Source organism: Polaribacter sp. L3A8, assembly GCF_009796785.1.
Taxonomy (GTDB): Bacteria; Bacteroidota; Bacteroidia; order Flavobacteriales; family Flavobacteriaceae; genus Polaribacter.
This window is the reverse complement of the sequence record NZ_CP047026.1, coordinates 829,975-847,610: the sequence shown is the minus strand read 5'-3', so window position 1 is coordinate 847,610 and position 17,636 is coordinate 829,975. Positions and strand designations below refer to the sequence as shown.

19 protein-coding genes are annotated in these 17,636 nt (G+C 29.8%); 5 read left to right on the top strand and 14 right to left on the bottom strand.

Annotated elements, in window-relative coordinates; translation table 11 throughout:
- Positions 1-102: 102 nt before the first annotated feature.
- Entirely contained in the window at positions 103-531 is a 429-nt protein-coding gene (locus GQR92_RS03205; RefSeq protein ID WP_158837767.1) for an FKBP-type peptidyl-prolyl cis-trans isomerase, read from the top strand.
- Positions 532-681: 150 nt separating this feature from the next.
- Here GQR92_RS03205 and GQR92_RS03200 read toward each other — a convergent pair whose 3' ends face one another.
- From GQR92_RS03200 to GQR92_RS03135, 14 genes are all read right to left on the bottom strand, one after another.
- Positions 682-1,368: a haloacid dehalogenase type II gene (locus tag GQR92_RS03200; RefSeq protein WP_158837766.1), complete on the bottom strand. Its 687-nt coding sequence runs from the start codon at positions 1,366-1,368 to the stop codon at positions 682-684.
- 12 nt (positions 1,369-1,380) lie between these two features.
- Positions 1,381-2,040, bottom strand: a complete 660-nt coding sequence (locus tag GQR92_RS03195) for a peroxiredoxin-like family protein (protein ID WP_158837765.1) — start codon at positions 2,038-2,040, stop codon at positions 1,381-1,383.
- A 33-nt stretch (positions 2,041-2,073) separates the two neighbouring features.
- A complete protein-coding gene (locus GQR92_RS03190) occupies positions 2,074-2,730 on the bottom strand; it encodes a DsbA family oxidoreductase (RefSeq protein ID WP_158837764.1) in 657 nt (218 codons plus the stop codon).
- A gap of 4 nt (positions 2,731-2,734) precedes the next feature.
- On the bottom strand, positions 2,735-3,049 hold the full coding sequence (locus GQR92_RS03185; RefSeq protein WP_158837763.1) for an EthD family reductase: 315 nt from the start codon (positions 3,047-3,049) through the stop codon (positions 2,735-2,737).
- A gap of 83 nt (positions 3,050-3,132) precedes the next feature.
- The gene (locus GQR92_RS03180; RefSeq protein WP_158837762.1) at positions 3,133-3,684 is read right to left on the bottom strand and encodes a carboxymuconolactone decarboxylase family protein; all 552 of its coding nucleotides are present in this window, start codon (positions 3,682-3,684) and stop codon (positions 3,133-3,135) included.
- Positions 3,685-3,757: 73 nt separating this feature from the next.
- Complete coding sequence (locus tag GQR92_RS03175) at positions 3,758-4,321, bottom strand: TetR/AcrR family transcriptional regulator (RefSeq protein ID WP_158837761.1); 564 nt, start codon at positions 4,319-4,321, stop codon at positions 3,758-3,760.
- A 296-nt stretch (positions 4,322-4,617) separates the two neighbouring features.
- The gene (locus GQR92_RS03170; protein ID WP_158837760.1) at positions 4,618-4,878 is read right to left on the bottom strand and encodes a heavy-metal-associated domain-containing protein; all 261 of its coding nucleotides are present in this window, start codon (positions 4,876-4,878) and stop codon (positions 4,618-4,620) included.
- Between the two features lie 152 nt (positions 4,879-5,030).
- Positions 5,031-5,825: a tRNA 2-thiocytidine(32) synthetase TtcA gene (gene ttcA, locus GQR92_RS03165; RefSeq protein WP_158837759.1), complete on the bottom strand. Its 795-nt coding sequence runs from the start codon at positions 5,823-5,825 to the stop codon at positions 5,031-5,033.
- 181 nt (positions 5,826-6,006) lie between these two features.
- Positions 6,007-6,585 (bottom strand): DUF4411 family protein, encoded by a 579-nt coding sequence (locus GQR92_RS03160; protein ID WP_158837758.1) that lies wholly within the window; start codon positions 6,583-6,585, stop codon positions 6,007-6,009.
- Positions 6,585-7,682 carry an ImmA/IrrE family metallo-endopeptidase gene (locus GQR92_RS03155; RefSeq protein ID WP_233269986.1) on the bottom strand — a complete coding sequence of 366 codons (1,098 nt, stop codon included), beginning with the start codon at positions 7,680-7,682 and terminating at the stop codon, positions 6,585-6,587. Before GQR92_RS03155 ends, GQR92_RS03160 begins: the two co-directional genes overlap by 1 nt.
- Before the next feature lie 288 nt (positions 7,683-7,970).
- Complete coding sequence (locus GQR92_RS03150; protein ID WP_158837756.1) at positions 7,971-9,110, bottom strand: GIY-YIG nuclease family protein; 1,140 nt, start codon at positions 9,108-9,110, stop codon at positions 7,971-7,973.
- Positions 9,111-9,209: 99 nt separating this feature from the next.
- Complete coding sequence (locus GQR92_RS03145; RefSeq protein WP_158837755.1) at positions 9,210-10,088, bottom strand: hypothetical protein; 879 nt, start codon at positions 10,086-10,088, stop codon at positions 9,210-9,212.
- Between the two features lie 111 nt (positions 10,089-10,199).
- Complete coding sequence (locus tag GQR92_RS03140; RefSeq protein WP_158837754.1) at positions 10,200-10,835, bottom strand: hypothetical protein; 636 nt, start codon at positions 10,833-10,835, stop codon at positions 10,200-10,202.
- Between the two features lie 330 nt (positions 10,836-11,165).
- The gene (locus GQR92_RS03135; RefSeq protein ID WP_233269984.1) at positions 11,166-12,302 is read right to left on the bottom strand and encodes an MBL fold metallo-hydrolase; all 1,137 of its coding nucleotides are present in this window, start codon (positions 12,300-12,302) and stop codon (positions 11,166-11,168) included.
- 531 nt (positions 12,303-12,833) lie between these two features.
- Here GQR92_RS03135 and hisG point away from each other — a divergent pair.
- The 4 genes from hisG (at position 12,834) to hisB (ending at position 17,557) form a co-directional block, all read left to right on the top strand.
- Positions 12,834-13,691: an ATP phosphoribosyltransferase gene (hisG, locus tag GQR92_RS03130; RefSeq protein ID WP_158837752.1), complete on the top strand. Its 858-nt coding sequence runs from the start codon at positions 12,834-12,836 to the stop codon at positions 13,689-13,691.
- A 292-nt stretch (positions 13,692-13,983) separates the two neighbouring features.
- Positions 13,984-15,267 carry a histidinol dehydrogenase gene (hisD, locus tag GQR92_RS03125; RefSeq protein WP_158837751.1) on the top strand — a complete coding sequence of 428 codons (1,284 nt, stop codon included), beginning with the start codon at positions 13,984-13,986 and terminating at the stop codon, positions 15,265-15,267.
- Between the two features lie 41 nt (positions 15,268-15,308).
- Positions 15,309-16,370 (top strand): histidinol-phosphate transaminase, encoded by a 1,062-nt coding sequence (gene hisC / locus GQR92_RS03120; RefSeq protein WP_158837750.1) that lies wholly within the window; start codon positions 15,309-15,311, stop codon positions 16,368-16,370.
- 47 nt (positions 16,371-16,417) lie between these two features.
- Positions 16,418-17,557: a bifunctional histidinol-phosphatase/imidazoleglycerol-phosphate dehydratase HisB gene (hisB, locus tag GQR92_RS03115; RefSeq protein ID WP_158837749.1), complete on the top strand. Its 1,140-nt coding sequence runs from the start codon at positions 16,418-16,420 to the stop codon at positions 17,555-17,557.
- The last annotated feature ends 79 nt before the right edge of the window (positions 17,558-17,636 follow it).

Sequence of the window (17,636 nt, the reverse complement as noted above, 5' to 3'; positions counted from 1 at the left end):
TTTTGGCTTGGTTTTGACCGACAAACTTTTTGTAAGTTCAAACTAAGATCGTTTTAGTGTAAGAATTATGCAAAAACTATTTTTAAAATTAAAGAATATAGTATGAGTCAAGTAAAAGAAAACAATACAGTAAAAGTACATTATACAGGTAAATTAGCTGACGGACAAATTTTTGATACGTCTGAAGGAAAAGAGCCAATAGAATTTGTTTTAGGACAAGGACAGTTAATTTCTGGTTTTGAGCAAGGTTTAATTGACATGAAAGTGAATGAAAAGAAAACGATTACTATCGCTAAAGAAGAAGCGTATGGTGAGGTAAATGATCAATTGATTCAAGAAGTAAATAAATCTGACCTTCCACAAGATATGGAGCCAAAAGTTGGTATTGGATTGGTTTCTAAGTCTCCAGAAGGACAAGAAATGAATTTAATGATTGTTGAAGTAAAAGATAAGAGCGTTGTTATTGATGGGAATCATCCTTTAGCTGGTAAAGAACTTGTTTTTGATCTTGAAGTTGTAGCTATTATATAAATTACTGTTACTAAAGTATAGTACAATATATAAATTACAAAACACCCTTTGCACATTAATTTGTAGCAAAGGGTGTTTTTTTATATCATTTCTTAAGCTGAAATAAAATATATAGTTGAGGTTAAAAGAAGCCTCAGGTACTATATAGGCTTAAGTATATTTCACTAGAATTTCTGCTACTTTTTTTAAATCATTTGCTACAATCTCTGTTTCTGGAGCTAACGGAAAAAGTTGTTGTCCAGGTCTACTTACAAAAGCAGCGCGCCAACCTGCCCAAAGAGCACCCGCAACATCCCAACCATGTGCTGCAATAAGCATACAATCCTCTAATTGAACGCCCATTTTGTGAGCTCCCCAAACGTATGTATTGGTAAATGGTTTAAACTTACCAGCATCTTCTACACTAAGTAAGTCATCAAAATAATCCGTTAAGCCAGCATTTTTAAATTGATTTTTTAATCCTTCGTTAGAAGAGTTTGTAAACGCAACTAATTTGTAACCTGCTTTTTTTAATTGTGTTAAAGCTTCTTTTACTTCTGGATGCGCAGGTAAATTTTGCATTGCTGCTACAATAATTTTACGTGCTTTTTCTTCTGAAATTGTAATATCATTATTTGCGGCAATCATTTGTAACGTTGCCGCACCAATATGGGTAAAAGGTTTGTATTGTCCGCTTGCGGAAACCACTAAAGAATACTGCAACATTGTTGTAAACCATAAAGAAAGTAAATCTTCTCTACCGCCTAAAGCGATACCAATTTGCTTTTTTACAGGAGAAAGGTCTAAAAGCGTTTCGTTAACATCAAAGAATAGTACTTTTGGTTTTACGTTTGTCATGGTTTTATAATTTTATTTCAATTTTTCCAATGCAGCGATTATGTCTGATGGTTCTGCTCTTTGTCTATAATCAGCATCTAAAAAAGCATATTGAATAATTCCGTTTTTGTCGATAACATACGTTGCTGCTAAAGGCAATTGATTGTCATCATTTCCATTTTTTTCACTTAAACCGAATCCAACTTCGTAAATATCAGCCACTTCATCTGTTAATTGAAATACAACACCATATTCTTTTCCAATAACATTATCAAGATCACTTAAAACAGTGAATTCTAAATTGTTTTTTTCCGCAGTGTCTAATGAGTTGTCTGGTAACTCTGGAGTTAAAGCAATCAGTGTAGCACCTGCTTTTGTAAATTCGGGTAATTTTTCTTGTAAATAATGTAGTGTAATGTTGCAATAAGGGCACCATCCGCCTCGATACCAAGTTAAAATTACTGGACCATTTTCTAGCTCGTTGTATAAAGAAACCTCCTTGTTTAACGCATTTTTTAATGTAAAATTTGGTGCTTTATCACCTACATTTAAGGCATTGTTAAGGATACCAGAATTGGCTACACTTGTAATACCATCTGCGTAAATCTTATTTTTTTCTTCGGTAAATTTTTTGGTACCTTCTTTACGTTTTACGTTTAGTAATGCATCTAATTCTCCTTTATTTGCTTCCATGGATTTTATTTTTTAAAGAAATTACCTAAACGACTAAGCAGTTTGGTGTTCTTTTAGTAATTCAGATAGTACTTGTTTAAAGTTAGCTACGGGTTGTGCGCCTGTTACTGCACTTTTTCTATTAAAAACAATAGTTGGTACAGAATTAACTCCTAAAGTTTTCCAATAATTTTGTTTTGTTCTTACTTCGTTTCTGGCATCTTCATTATCTAATTTAGCCATTCCTTCATCTGCATTTAAACCGACATCTAATAATGCTTTTTTTAGAATGTCTCTTTTAGAAACATCTTTACGTTCGCTAAAAAAGGATGCTGTTAAGCGCATTTTTAATTCGGTTTGTTTCCCAAAATCTTTTGCATATTCTAAAAGAACATGAGCATCAAAGGTGTTTACCATGCGCATTTCATCAAAATAGTCAAATTTAAAACCTAATTCTGCACCAGCTTCGGTCATCATTTGCTTCGATTCGTTTTGTTGCTCGGTTGTAGAACCATATTTTTCTGTAATATGTTCATTTACATTCTGACCTTCAACTGGCATATTGGGGTTCAACTCAAAAGGTTGCCATTCAATTTCAACCTCATCCTGAATGCCTAATTCCGTTATCGCTTTTTCTAAACGTTTGTATCCAATGGTACACCAAGGGCAAACAACATCAGAAACGATGTCTATTTTTAATTTTTCGTTCATTTTTTTAAAATTTTATCAATTCACTAATTTGAAGATTTCCTTGTACATTACTATAATTTTTTACATCGTCTGCAAATACTTTTGCATGCGGACCAAATGAAGCCTGAAAAGAAGCAACATCATCAAATAATAAATGTGCAATTGCTACGTAAGGAGCCGGTTCTCCAGGAACTCTACTGGCAATTCCTAAATCTAACTCTAAACCTTTTAAGGCAGAGCCCAATGCATTTACAATCATAGGTAAATGCTTATTTTTATAATAATCTACATCAAACTGTACATTATTACTGTTTGGGTACATTACAGATACTTTAATCATAATGAGATTTTTTTTAATATGAATAACTACAAATCTCCGTTTTATTCAGAAGATTTGTAGTTATAATAATGTTATTTTATGAATTATTTTTTCTCCCAAGCAAATGGTTGAAAAGCAGCATCTACTGGCGTATTTGCAATATGATTTGTGTAATTACTAATTACTTTTTGAGATAAACCTAAGATAATATCTAAAACACTTCTTTCTGTATAACCAGCTGCGTAAAATGTATTTAAATCTTCTTGAGGCACATGACCTCTGTTACGTGTAATTATTAATGTAAAGGTACGTAAAGCTTCTAATTTTTCATCTGATAACGGAGTTTCGTTACGTAAAGCTTCTATAATAGCATCGTCTACTTTCATCATTTTTGCAATTCCTGTATGTGCAGGTACACAATAATGACAAGCGTGCTCTACGTTGATTGTTTGCCAAACTACCGTTAATTCGTCTGCATTAAAAGCAGTTTTTGTAAATAAATCATGTAATGTTTGGTAAGCTTCAAAAGCTTGAGGAGAGGTAGATAAAACTCCATGTAATCCAGGAATCATTCCGTATGCTTTTTGAGAACCTTCTAATAAAGCTTTACTTTCTTCTGGAGCTGTTTCTATGTTGTTAATTTTTAATGTTGTCATAATTTCTGATTTTAATTTATTATTTATGTTAATTTTAACTAAACAATCGTTTAGATATTGGGTAAAAAAATGCCTATATGTTTTTAAAAGTCATTTCTATATAATCTTCTATTTCTTGTTTTGTATTTACTCTAGCTGCAGCAGCCAAACCATGTTTTGCCAAGAGTAAAAAATTGGCTTGTTTTTGTACTGTTTCAGCATCTCTAGTGCCGTCTTGTTCTAATTTTTGAATGAGCAATGTTTTTAAGTTGTTCATAAAAATAGTCATATCCTCTTTAATTAATAAATCTTCGCTTTCAGAAAACTCATTGTATGTATTGGTTAATAAACATCCTTTTTGATGGCTTTCTTTAAACTTAGCGTTTACAGAATCATAAAAGAATTGTTTAATGTCTTCCACACCATTGGATGCTTTCTTAAATTTTTCAAAAATAAGATTCAACTTTCCTTTGTAACATTTAATACTTTCTATAAATAAACCATGCTTGTTGCCAAAACTAGCGTAGATAGAGAACTTGTTAATGCCCATTTCTTTCTCTAGCATTTGCATAGAAGTGTTTTCGTAGCCATTTGCCCAAAAAAGGTTCATTGCTTTTTCTACTACTTCGCTCTCGTTATAATTTTTCTTTCTAGCCATTATTTCTAAGTACAGGACAAAACTAAACAATCGGTTAGTAATAGAAAAATATTTTACTGATTTTAACTTAAAATTATAATTTTATAGGTGAAATAATTAAAAAAAAACTAGAAAAGGATTGAGGTGAAAAAAGGTGATTATAGAAAGATCTATTTAAACTAAGTGTTTCTTAAAATCGTTTTTATAACAAATAAACTTTAATGATTCTTTTAGTTATAAAGTGTTGAGTGAAAAATTACTGCTGATAATAAACTACTTTTAAATGCTATTGTTTATTATCAGCAGTTTGAGTATTTTTATAATGGAAAAAGAGTTTTTGGAATTGCATGAAAACCAATAGTCTTTACTGTATCTTCAATCTCTTTAATTTTAATTAGTTTTGTGGTGTAAACAGTAAATTCTATTGGAAATATTTCTGAATTTAAGCTTACTTCTTTAATACCATCTAGAGACAATAATTTGTTTTTTATACTCTCTAAATCGATACTATCTTTTGCATTTGTTTCAAATACTTTTCCGTGATTTCCAGGAATTACATTGTCTGATGTTAAGCTCATGTTTATTGGTTTTTTAACTATGAATAACTTTGTGTTTTAAAGTTGAATTAACTTTAAAAAGAGATAGCTAAATTAACCTTTTAGATATAGAATGATAAAAATGAAATGCTAATGTTTTTATAAATTAAATAAAGAGTTTTATTTTATACTACTTAGGTTAAAGAAGTTGCTGGTATCTTATTTTCTAATTGATCAAAATCATACAAACTTTGATCTAAAAGGTGAGAAGGCGATACGTTTTGTAAAGCATTCATCATAATGGCATTTCTATTTGGGAATTCGGTTTCCCAATCGGTAATCATTTGTTTTACTTTTTTACGTTGTAAGTTTTCTTGAGAACCACACAAGTTACAAGGTATAATAGGGAAGTCCATAAAGTCTGCATACGCTTCAATGTCACTTTCTTTACAAAAAGCCAAAGGTCTTAATACAATTAAATCTCCTGCATCGTTTTTAAACTTTGGTGGCATGGTTTCCATTTTACCAGAGAAGAAGAAGTTTAAGAAAAAGGTTTCTATAATATCATTTCTATGGTGTCCTAAAGCCAATTTATTACAGCCTAAATCTTTGGCGGCTTCATATAAAGTTCCTCTACGCAAACGAGAACATAAACTACAGGTTGTTTTACCTTCTGGCGTTTTGTCCATTACAATTTTATAGGTATTCTTTTCTATAATTTTATAAGCTACACCTAAATTCTGTAAATAGGTGGGGAGCACCTCTACCGGAAAACCAGGTTGTTTTTGATCTAAATTAACGGCAACAATTTCAAAAGAAATAGGCGCTACTTTCTGGAAATACAATAACATGTTTAACATAGCGTAACTGTCTTTTCCACCAGAAAGACAAACCATAATTTTATCTCCTTCGGCAATCATTGTAAATTGCTGAATAGCTTCTGCAACGCCACGCTGTAATTTCTTTGTTACTTGTTTTAGATTTTCCATGGGCGCAAAAATAGTACTAAAATCATTGCTATTCAATGAGTTTTTTGCGTTTCATTCAGTTTTATAACTGTTGTTTTTTAATAAATAGTAATTACATAAAAAATAAAAGCTCATAATACGAATTGATAGTATTATGAGCCTAGAATAATAGTGCGTAAATTTAAAGAAGAAAAGAATTTCTTTAGCTCAGTTCTTTGTTGGCACTGGTATTTTTAATTTGAACGTTGATTTCTTTATTGAATAACTCTATTAATTTAGGTAATCCAATATATTCAACATTTAATTCTTTACAAATCGAAGGGATTTTTTTGAATAATTTATTGTCATTATTAGAACTTGTTTCCTCAGTTACAACTGTGATTTGATTATCTAAAGTTTTTGAGATTTCTATTGATTTAAGAATTATTTTTGCATCAGCTGATTTGAGAAAATCATTTGTTAAAGATTCAATATCTGTTTCTGATAATAATCTTTTTTGGAATTGATTACAAAACTGATTATCTAATAAGTTATAAAATTTCCTAGTTGGAAGTAAACTTGCCGTTTTTGTAATAAATTGTTTGTCAATTATAAAGTCCAATTCTTTTGGAACGATTTTTTTTGAAACATAAGAACATTCTATTGATACTTCTGATAATAAGATAAATTCTCCGTCTCTAATTTTTTGTTTGAAAAAATCATAAATTACAGAATTATTATCAAAAGGTTTGTAGTATCTAACTAATGAAACCCAAGTGCTTGTATCAATTATAAACCTCATTAGATGTATTTATCAATTTTTTCAGGTCTAATATTTAGTTTTTTACAAAAGTCATATTCATTAATAACTCCACCATATAATGCGGTTTGTAGTGTGTTTACAAATAGTGGTGAGTTAATAGGTTTAGGAACCGAACCACCTTTTTTTATTCCTGAAATTTTATCTAATTCCTTTTTTTTGTTTTCTTCCTCTTTTTTCTTTCTATAAAGTTCTTCAAGTTCATTTTTGACATTGTTATAACCTTTATAAGAAATCTTTTTAGAAAACAACAATCTTGTATATAATGCTAATGTGCTTAAGTTCGTTTCTTTTGAAATTCTTTGAATTAAATCAAAATGATAATCATTTGATGAATCTGCTTTATTTAGACCTTCAAGAGTGTTTGCATAATTTCCAACTAAAAAGAAATAAGAAAATTCATTACACCAATTTTCTATTTTACTTAAATCTTTTTGAGATATTGATTTAACATCAACTTCTTCAATTTCTTCTTCATTAAGTAAATAATGACCTAACTCGTGAATTAAAGTAAAGATTTCTCTTCTAAATGATTTTTGTTGTCGTTTTAAAACAATCACATTTGGGTTGAGATAAAAGCCATTAATATTTGCAGTATCTTTTTTATTCCAAGTTTCTATAAACTCAAATACCATTATATTGTTTTCTGCAAATTTTGATATAAGTTCTTTTAAAAAACCTCTTAAAATTGGCGAAAACTCGTTCGGATATAATAAATTCCTAATTTCCTGAGCTACTTTTCTAGGACTATCTTTTATTGAGAAAATTGGAATTTTTCTCTCAAATTGTATGTCAGATAATTTAGATATTGCAGTTAATGAATTTTTTAAATCCTCAAACTGATTCACGATTTTCTTAGCTCCAATATTTAAGTCAGAATTGAATTTATCTTTTCTAAAAAAAATACTAGCATCTTTGTTTTCTGAAATTGGTCGAGGATTAATATAGTACTCAAGACCTTTATTGAAAACTTTATCAATTTTCTTTAAATGACTAATTTTAATTTCACTAGAGTATAAGTCATCCTTAGTTATTGGGTTTTTCAGGCCTTCGCTGATTTTTTCCAATAACTCTTTCAAAGTTATTCTGTATAACTTTAGAAGATAATCTATTCGTGATATGTTGTGTTCAATTGTCAAGAATCTTTCTAGTGTTTTTTACTAAATGTAAAGGTACATTTTTTTACTGAATTTTCATTCGTGGGTTACTTGTGCCTAAAGTGTTTGAATATGTTTTGTTGCGTGAATTAAGCACTAAAGTTAGCAAATAAATAACAGATAGAAAGTCCGAGAGGACTTTTGTAAATTGGCTAAAACCAGTAGTAAAGTTTATATGGTGTTGTATGTAATAATTTATTTTTTTTGAAATTAGGATAAAACATCAATTGAAAAACATTCGGTGTAACCTGGGAATTTTATTTTAGGAATATAAGAATCTTCTTTATATTCTTTATGTAGTAGTTCTTCAAATTGCATAGATGAATACAATGTCCCTTCTAAAATCTGAACAACTTCTATTTTATAATAATAATTTGATTCTCGTTCAATAGTTTTTTTTCTTCTGTTCACATTATTTGTAATTCCGATTTTATAAAAAGTTTCTGAATTTCCAGTCAATCGAAAATAGTATAAATTACAATTCAAATTTTTTAGTTCATCAGGTATTAAATTCGAGTTCCATTTTCCACGATGTAGTTGTCTTGCACATTTAGGGCAACCTTGACCTGCAATATGTTTGTGTCCTCGTTGTTCAAACCATCCATGTTTTTTGCAAAATATACTTAACGGTTCAGACAACATTTCAAATGAATTATGGTCATACTTGTATATATTACCATGATATTTTTTTGCTGCTTTAATAAATTCTGACCAAGGTATTCTTCTGTTAATTCCTTTAGATTCTTTATAGCAAGCATTGCAGCCTTGACTAATCCAAAGATGATTTCTTGCCTTAATTTTATAATCACCATGTTTTGGGCAAGTGACATCTATTTTTGATTCAGGATTCTGATAGTCATTTTTTGGGTATGAATAAAAATTACTATGAAGTTCTTTACATCTCTTATAAAATTCTTTTGGTTGTAATTTTCTTGATAATTCAGTCCTCTCTCTCCCACATTTTGAACATCCAAAACCTGACAAATGGTTACTAGGTGTTTGTTTAAAGTTTCCGTGTTTTTGGCAAATAATTTCAACTTTTATTTTATTGCCCTTATATTCCGTTTTAGAATAATCATAAATATTTCCATGAATAGAAATTGATTTTTCGATAAATTTATTTGCTGCTTTTTCTTTTTTTAGTTTTCCTTGTTCTTTCAACCTACACTCAGGACATTTTGTTCCACGAATATGATGGTCAGGAGTTTGCCAAAAAGATCCGTGTAATGAACATACAATTTCAACTTTCTCTTTCATTTTGGAATATGAAACTAAGCTATAATCATATTCATCTCCATGAGACTGCTTAAATCGTTTAATTATTTCTTCAGTGTTTATCTTTTTTGCCATTTAAATTATATAAACGTTATAATTTTCTACAGTTCATTATTACTTACAATGGTTGGTTACATAAATTAAGAGAAAAAAAAGGAATAATTGCAGGCTTTTTTAGTCAATTCGTTTTTTTTTTCTTTTTTCTATTGATTCCAAGCTTTTCTTTAAAATATGTTTTACACTAATTAATCTTCTTCCAGAGAAAAGCAAATTTTTACGTCTTTGATACCTCAAATTTTTTGTTTGTTGATAGCTATTTTGACATTCTATAATATTATCTATAATTGGTAGTATTCTTTCGTCATTCAAGTTTTTATAAACTAAAATATCTTTCTTTAAAGGGAGAATAAATGATTTATAAAAAATCTCCATATTTTGTTGAATTCCTTTATTCGTTAATTTTGTTTGTTTCGTAAAAATATGTTTTTTTAGAATCGGCATTAATTTATCATCCTCGTTTGGTTTGAGGAATACAAAATGATTATAAAGTTGCATAAGCCTTTGTATGGAATTATTCCAATTATCCAAATGTTTTTCTAGTTCAATCTGAAATTTTTCGTTTTCCTTTTTGTGCTTTTCAACAAAGTCCTCAATGTTGTGAAGACAATTTTTGATATCAATAAAATCATGTGCTTTTTTTTCTGATTTACCTATTCTATCAATTACTAAAATTTGAAATAATAATTTAAAGTCTAATTCTCTTAATTCGGTCATTTTTAATTCAGAAAACGTTACTAATGTTAAATTTTTATTATACCAATTTTTGGTGTTCTGTGATGTTTCAGAAATCCCATTGACCTGTCTATCAATGAAGCATAATATAGCCCTTAAATTATAAAAGAAATACTCTTCGATTTGGTAATTATTTTTAATTCTATTACACCTTTCTTCTTTTATTTTTCTAGCTAACCCTTTGTTAAAAACCCAGACAGAAAACATACCTCCGACTAAAGCTGAAATTATTGGTATTACTATATTATATACTATGTTCAATTATTATTATTATTATTATTATTATTGGATTTGGTTTTTTTTTGTTTGTTACTAAAGTTGTTTTGTTATATAAATGTAACTAATTTGAATGAAACAATAATTTAACAATTTTTAGTCATTATTTGTTGATTCTCTTATTACAAATTCAGTTTGTGTAGAATTAGTATAAAATATTTTGTCAAAAGTTTGTTTTGTATTTCCTAGCATTGGGTTGTTTTGTGAATAAGTTGCTTTATATTTTGACGAAAGTATAGAGTCTAGGTTTTCTGAAAGTTGATTGTAATATTTTTCAAGAGATTTTATTTTAATTAGTATTTTTTCATTTGATAACTTTTGCTCCATTGCGTTATCTCTTTGTCTTTTATACCTTAATTTATCGGAAAATCCATTTCTACGAATTGCAGACAATACTAATTCTTGATAAGATTTATAAAGAGTATCTTGTTGCCTTATGGTCTTATTTATAATATCTTTCACATATTTAAAACTCAAAGTGTCTATAAGTGCTTGTTCAGGTTTTTTTGTCCAATATTCTGCAAGCTTTTGTTTTACGAGTTTTATACTATCAGCAGCACTTATATCAGTAATTTTTTCTATTTTTTGAATCTTAAAATCCAGGTCTTTTAAGTCAAAATTTAAAGCCTTAACATTTTTCTGTTGATAATTGTACAACATTTGTTCCTCTTTATTGTTTCCACAAGAAATAATAAAAGTTACTCCAATTAGTAATAATGTGATTTTTTTCATAATTGTATTTACTTCTTTAAATTTAATATTTACAAAGTAAAGTTTTTAGAAAAGAATAGTCTTACGGTTTTCCACATAGTGCTTTTAATTTATACTCAACAAACTGAAAGCTAACAACACCTCATTACATCCCAAAGAAAACAACCAAAACTAGTTGTTCTATCAGGAATTATTAATATATAAAGATTTTGAAAACGTCTAGCAATTTTATTTTTCAGCAATCTGTTTCAAATTTATAGAATTCAAAGGATAAAAACGTGATAATTGTCATCAACTTAACAACTATTGTCAACTTTTTATGTTGATAACTCTTTCAATGTAAAAAGGATACTACAAATCTTTCCACCAATTATTGGTGTAGGTCTGTAGCGAATCTTTCACTATAATTTCTTCACCAATTTTAGGCGTAATTACTTTTAGGTTTAATTCTTTCGCTTTTATAGTTACACGCTCAATGGGATCTGTCCATTCGTGCATAGCCAATTTAAAACCACCCCAATGAATCGGAATTATTTTCTCTGCTTGCACATCAATTCCTGCCTGGGCAGTTTCTTCTGGCATCATGTGTATATCAGTCCACATTTCGTTGTATTGCCCACATTCCATCAAAGCTAAATCGAAAGGGCCATATTTTTTACCAATTTCTTTAAAGTGCTTTGCGTAGCCACTATCACCACTAAAGTAAATGTTTTCATTTTTAGACTGAATAACCCAAGAACTCCATAAAGTACTTTGTCCGTTGTTTAATTTTCTACCAGAAAAATGTTGCGCAGGCGTACACACCAAGTTTAAATTATCTAACTGTACATTTTGCCACCAATCTAGTTCTGTTATTTTATGAGAAGGAATGTTCCAAGCTTTTAAATGTGTACCCACACCTAAGGGAACATAAAAATGATTGGTTTTGTCTTTAATTTTTAAAATAGATTCATAATCTAAATGATCGTAATGATCGTGAGAAAAAATGACGGCATCAATTTTTGGTAATTTGGCAATTTCTATCGGAAACTGTTCATTAAAACGGTTTGCACCTAACAGCGGATGAGGTGCAGGTACTTTACCAAACATAGGATCTAGTAAAATTGTTTTTCCGTCTATTTGTAATAGAAAAGACGAATGCCCAAACCAAATCATTCTAGCTTTCCCTTTATAATTAGCAATACTTAAAGAATCTATAGTAATGGGTTTTAAATCTTCTTTAGGTCTTGCATTTGGTACTTTTTTAGTAAAAAAGGTATAAGCTACCTTTAAATTCTCGTTAAAGCTTAACTCTTTAGGCACCGGATTGGTGTTGTTAAATTTGCCGTCTTTAAATTGTTGAGATGTTTTGTAGGTTTCTTGTTCCTCTTTAGAAACATCTCCACCAAAACTTGGGTAATAATTTGTAAATAAGAAGTAAGCGATTACTAATATGCCTATTATAATAAGAGTTGTTATCATTATGTGTTTTAATATCTTTTTAATCATTTTATTTAAATTGATGCATTGCAATTTTCATCAAAAATAGTGCTTCTAATCCATGTATCCGTTTTATAAAGACTATTGGCGGTAGATTTTTGAGTTCAAAAGATGTTTCTGAAACGATTGTGCAATAGCGTCTTGTTTTAAATTGATAGGATTATAGGTAATGTTTAAATATGAGTTGGTTTTATAGGTATGCTAATTACAGAATGTTTTGTTTTTATTGTCATTTATTAAAAAATCAAAAAATGAGAGTTGTAAAATCAAACAAAAAATTAAAAACTGATAAATATTAACATTAAAACTAATTTTTAAGTGAATAGTTTGTATTATTAAAAATAAAATTTTGATATTTGCCAAAGAAATAAACAAGACATGACATTTATTCAAAACCATCATCATCATTTTTACAATTGCAGTCAAGCGATTTAAAAGTGTATTGAATAAAATCAAGATATTTATAAACCCGTTTGAGCAAATCAAACGGGTTTTTTTAATTTTAAACCGTATTTGCTCAGGCATCAAACAAAAACAAAAATGAGTAATTTAAGAATTGCAGTACAGAAGTCAGGAAGATTAAATGAAGATTCAATGAATATCTTAAAAGATATCGGAATCTCAATAGACAACGGAAAAGATCAATTAAAAGCATCCGCAAGAAATTTTCCTGTAGAAGTTTTCTATCTTAGAAATGGCGATATTCCTCAATATTTAAAAGATGGAGTAGTAGATGCTGCCATTATTGGAGAGAATGTTTTAATAGAAAAAGGAGCAGATATAGAGTTTGTAGAACGTTTAGGTTTTTCTAAATGTAAGGTTTCTATTGCGGTGCCAAAAGAATCGAATGCAAATTCGTTACAAGATTTAGACGGACAAAGAATTGCAACTTCGTATCCAGAAACGGTAAAAAAGTTTTTAAAAGAAAAAAATATTAAGGCAGATATTCACATTATAAACGGTTCTGTAGAAATTGCACCAAATATTGGGTTGGCAGACGGTATTTGTGATATTGTTTCTAGTGGAAGCACTTTATTTAAAAATGGTTTAAAAGAAATAGAGGTTTTACTAACGTCAGAAGCTGTATTAGCCGTTTCTTCTAAAATATCAGTAGAAAGAAGAGCCATTTTAGAGAAAATTCAGTTTAGAATTCAATCCGTTTTAAAAGGACAAAACTCTAAATACGTGTTGTTAAATGCACCTAATGATAAACTAGATGCTATTTTAAACTTGTTACCAGGTATGAGAAGTCCTACTGTTTTGCCATTGGCAGAAAAAGGTTGGAGTTCTGTGCACACTGTAATTAGTAAAAATGAATTTTGGGAAATTATAGATGAATTAAAAGCCAACGGAGCAGAAGGTATTTTAGTTTGCCCTATCGAAAAAATGGTATTGTAAAACGTACGTCATTGCGAGGCACAAAGCAACCTGTGTTTTAAGTAAGAGATTGCTTCGTACCTAGTAATGACAGATAAAAATTAAAATTAGAATACTATTTTGGGCGTTTTAACGGGCTTTTCGCACTCGCTTTTTTTCTGAAAAAGAAAAAAGAGCTCAAACAAATGCTACAATCCCTAACGCAAATGGCAAGTTTGCAAACATACTGCAAGGTTTAAAGAACTCTGTAAGTATAAATTAAAAAGTAAAACACCTACAAGGTTTTAGCAACCTTGAAGGAGAAAAATAGATTATGAATACAATTATAAACCCATCAAGAAAAGATTGGAATAAAATATTAGAAAGACCCACAAAAACGGTTGATGATATAGAAGGTATTGTAAATGATGTTTTTGCTGATATCAAAGAAAATGGAGATGCAGCTGTACAGAAATACACTCAAAAGTTTGATGGTGTTTCTTTACAAAGCAATATTGTTTCTGTTAATGAAATAAAAGAAGCAATTACTTTAGTTTCTAACGAATTAAAGGAAGCAATTAATGTTGCTAAAGACAATATTACAAAGTTTCACGAAGCGCAAAAAACAACAAAAGTTTTTGTAGAAACGGTAAACGGAGTTTCTTGTTGGCAAGAAAAAAGACCAATTCAAAAAGTTGGTTTGTATATTCCAGGAGGCACAGCACCTTTGTTTTCTACAGTATTAATGTTGGCTATTCCTGCTCAAATTGCAGGTTGTAAAGAAGTTGTATTGTGTTCTCCTCCAAATAAAGAAGGTAAAATTCATCCAGCAATTTTATATGCAGCAAATCTTTGTGGTGTTACAAAAATTATAAAAGTAGGTGGTATACAGGCAATTGCAGGGTATACATTTGGTACAGAAACCATTCCGCAAGTTTATAAGATATTTGGTCCAGGAAATCAGTATGTAACAGTGGCAAAACAATTGTCTACAAAACATGGTGTTGCTATAGATATGCCTGCTGGCCCAAGTGAATTGTTAGTAGTTGCAGATAATTCTGCAAATGCAAGTTATGTAGCGTCAGACTTATTAAGTCAGGCAGAACATGGCGCAGACAGTCAGGTTGTTTTGGTTTCCACATCAAAAGAAATGATTGCTAAAGTAGAAAAGGAAATTGAAATTCAGTTGGCTAAATTATCTAGAGTAGAAATTGCTCAGAAAGCCATTCAAAATTCAAAGTCTATTTTTGTAGAAAATGATGAAATAGCGTTAGAGTTAATTAATGAATATGGTCCGGAACATTTTATTGTTTGTACAAATAATAATGATTTTTACATAGACAATATAGAAAACGCAGGTTCTGTTTTTATAGGTAATTATACACCAGAAAGTGCAGGAGATTATGCATCAGGTACAAACCATACCTTACCAACAAACGGATTTTCTAAATCGTATTCAGGGGTAAATTTAGATAGTTTTACCAAAAGTATTACGTTTCAGAAAATTACAAAAGAAGGTATTAAAACAATAGGAAAGTCTATTGAGTTAATGGCAGCAGCAGAAGGATTAGATGCACATAAAAATGCAGTTTCAATTCGTTTAAAAGATTTAAAATAATATATTAAATGTCTTCTCGAGCGCAGTCGAGAGGTTTTGTTATGAAAACTAAATTTAACTTAAGTAGCCTAGTTAGAGAAAATATAAAATCTCTAAAACCATATTCATCTGCAAGAGATGAGTATGAAGATGCCAATACAAAAGAAATGATTTTCTTAGATGCTAATGAAAATCCTTTCGAAAACGGTGTAAATCGCTATCCAGATCCACAACAGAATAATGTAAAAGATTTGTTGTCTGAGATAAAAGGAGTTTCTAAAGAAAATATTTTATTAGGTAACGGAAGTGATGAAGTTTTAGACTTAATCTACAGAGCTTTTTGTGAGCCTAATGTAGACAATGTAATTACATTACCACCAACCTACGGAATGTATAGTGTTTTGGCAAATATAAATGCTATAGAAAACAGAGAGGTATTATTAAGTGATGATTTTCAGCCAAAAGTAGCCCAGATTTTAAAAAGTGCAGATGCACATAGTAAAATTTTGTTTTTATGTTCGCCTAACAACCCAACAGGTAACAGTTTTACGGTAGAATCTGTTAGAGAATTACTTTTAAAATTTAAAGGTTTAGTGGTTATAGATGAAGCGTATATCGATTTTTCTGAGCAAAAAAGCTGGTTAGAAAGGTTAGCCGAATTTCCTAATTTAATCATAACGCAAACTTTATCAAAAGCCTTTGGTTTAGCAGGTATTCGTTTGGGAGTTTGTTATGCATCCAAAGAAATTACTAAAATTTTAAACAACATAAAACCACCATATAACGTAAACGAATTAAGTCAGCAAAGAGCAATTGAAAGGTTGCAAAAAATAGATGAAGTTCAAAACGAAATTTCTCAATTAATTAGCGAAAGAAAACGACTTAAAAAAGAGTTAGAAAGCTGCGATAGTTATATAGAAAAAGTATTTCCATCAGACGGTAATTTTTTGCTGTTAAAGGTAGATGATGCTACAAAGCGTTACAACCAATTAATAGAATATGGTGTGGTTATTAGAAATAGAACTACACAACCATTGTGTAAAAATTGCTTGCGTATAAGTGTAGGTATTTGCGAAGAAAACCAAAGATTATTAAGAGCATTAAAAGCTATTAAAAAACAATAAGAATACTATCGCAAGGTTTTTAAAACCTTGCAGGAAAACAAGATAAGATGAGTAAGAAAGTATTATTTATAGATAGAGACGGAACCTTGGTGTTAGAACCACCTGTAGATTATCAATTAGATAGTTTAGAAAAGTTAGAATTTTATCCGAAAGTATTTCAATACATGGCAAAAATTGCTAGCGAATTAGAGTACGAATTGGTAATGGTTACCAATCAAGACGGTTTGGGAACAGCTTCTTTTCCAGAAGATACTTTTTGGCCAGCACAAAATAAAGTTATAACTGCTTTTGAAAAAGAAGGGGTTGTTTTTTCTGAAGTTTGTATTGATAAAACTTTTCCGCATGAAAATGCAGAAACTCGTAAACCAAGAACTGGTTTGTTAACCAAATATTTTTCTGAAGAATATGACTTGGTAAATTCTTTTGTTTTAGGTGATAGAATTACCGACATGGAATTGGCTAAAAATTTAGGAGCAAAAGGAATTTTCTTATCAGAAGACCCAGAATTAGGTGCTGATGAAATAGAAACTTCTAAACAAGAAATTTTAGATTGTATTGCTTTAACAAGTACAGATTGGAAAGAGATCTATGAGTTTTTAAAGTTAGAAGATAGAGTTTCTGAAATCACCAGAAATACCAACGAAACTAAGATTTATATCAAACTAAATTTAGATGGTTCTGGTAAAAATGATATTTCTACGGGAGTAAAGTTTTTCGATCACATGTTAGATCAAATTGGTCGTCATGGAGCGATGGATTTAACTGTAAAAGTTGATGGAGATTTAGAGGTAGATGAACATCATACGATAGAAGATACCATGATTGCTTTGGGCGAGTTATTTCACAAAGCATTAGGAAATAAATTAGGCATTGAACGTTATGGTTTTTGCTTGCCAATGGACGATTGTTTGGCACAAGCAGCTGTAGATTTTGGCGGAAGACCTTGGTTAGTTTGGGAGGCTGATTTTAAAAGAGAAATGGTTGGAGATATGCCAACAGAAATGTTTTTACACTTGTTTAAATCGTTTACCGATGGCGCAAAATGTAACTTAAATATTAAAGCAGAAGGCGCAAACGAGCATCATAAAATAGAAGGTATTTTTAAAGCTTTTGCAAAAGCAATGAAAATGGCAGTTAAAAGAGATGCAAATAAAATGTTTTTACCATCTACAAAAGGAGTTTTATAGAATAGTTGTTAGTTTTTAGTTGATGGTAATTAGTACACAACCAACAACCAACAACCAAAAACGAATAACCAACAACCAA

Coding starts and splice junctions, on each gene's coding strand:
- GQR92_RS03205 (WP_158837767.1), top strand. CDS start 103: ATGAGTCAAGTAAAAGAAAACAATACAGTAAAAGTACATTATACAGGT.
- GQR92_RS03200 (WP_158837766.1), bottom strand. CDS start 1,368: ATGACAAACGTAAAACCAAAAGTACTATTCTTTGATGTTAACGAAACG.
- GQR92_RS03195 (WP_158837765.1), bottom strand. CDS start 2,040: ATGGAAGCAAATAAAGGAGAATTAGATGCATTACTAAACGTAAAACGT.
- GQR92_RS03190 (WP_158837764.1), bottom strand. CDS start 2,730: ATGAACGAAAAATTAAAAATAGACATCGTTTCTGATGTTGTTTGCCCT.
- GQR92_RS03185 (WP_158837763.1), bottom strand. CDS start 3,049: ATGATTAAAGTATCTGTAATGTACCCAAACAGTAATAATGTACAGTTT.
- GQR92_RS03180 (WP_158837762.1), bottom strand. CDS start 3,684: ATGACAACATTAAAAATTAACAACATAGAAACAGCTCCAGAAGAAAGT.
- GQR92_RS03175 (WP_158837761.1), bottom strand. CDS start 4,321: ATGGCTAGAAAGAAAAATTATAACGAGAGCGAAGTAGTAGAAAAAGCA.
- GQR92_RS03170 (WP_158837760.1), bottom strand. CDS start 4,878: ATGAGCTTAACATCAGACAATGTAATTCCTGGAAATCACGGAAAAGTA.
- ttcA (WP_158837759.1), bottom strand. CDS start 5,825: ATGGAAAATCTAAAACAAGTAACAAAGAAATTACAGCGTGGCGTTGCA.
- GQR92_RS03160 (WP_158837758.1), bottom strand. CDS start 6,585: ATGAGGTTTATAATTGATACAAGCACTTGGGTTTCATTAGTTAGATAC.
- GQR92_RS03150 (WP_158837756.1), bottom strand. CDS start 9,110: ATGGCAAAAAAGATAAACACTGAAGAAATAATTAAACGATTTAAGCAG.
- GQR92_RS03140 (WP_158837754.1), bottom strand. CDS start 10,835: ATGAAAAAAATCACATTATTACTAATTGGAGTAACTTTTATTATTTCT.
- GQR92_RS03135 (WP_233269984.1), bottom strand. CDS start 12,302: ATGATTAAAAAGATATTAAAACACATAATGATAACAACTCTTATTATA.
- hisG (WP_158837752.1), top strand. CDS start 12,834: ATGAGTAATTTAAGAATTGCAGTACAGAAGTCAGGAAGATTAAATGAA.
- hisD (WP_158837751.1), top strand. CDS start 13,984: ATGAATACAATTATAAACCCATCAAGAAAAGATTGGAATAAAATATTA.
- hisC (WP_158837750.1), top strand. CDS start 15,309: ATGAAAACTAAATTTAACTTAAGTAGCCTAGTTAGAGAAAATATAAAA.
- hisB (WP_158837749.1), top strand. CDS start 16,418: ATGAGTAAGAAAGTATTATTTATAGATAGAGACGGAACCTTGGTGTTA.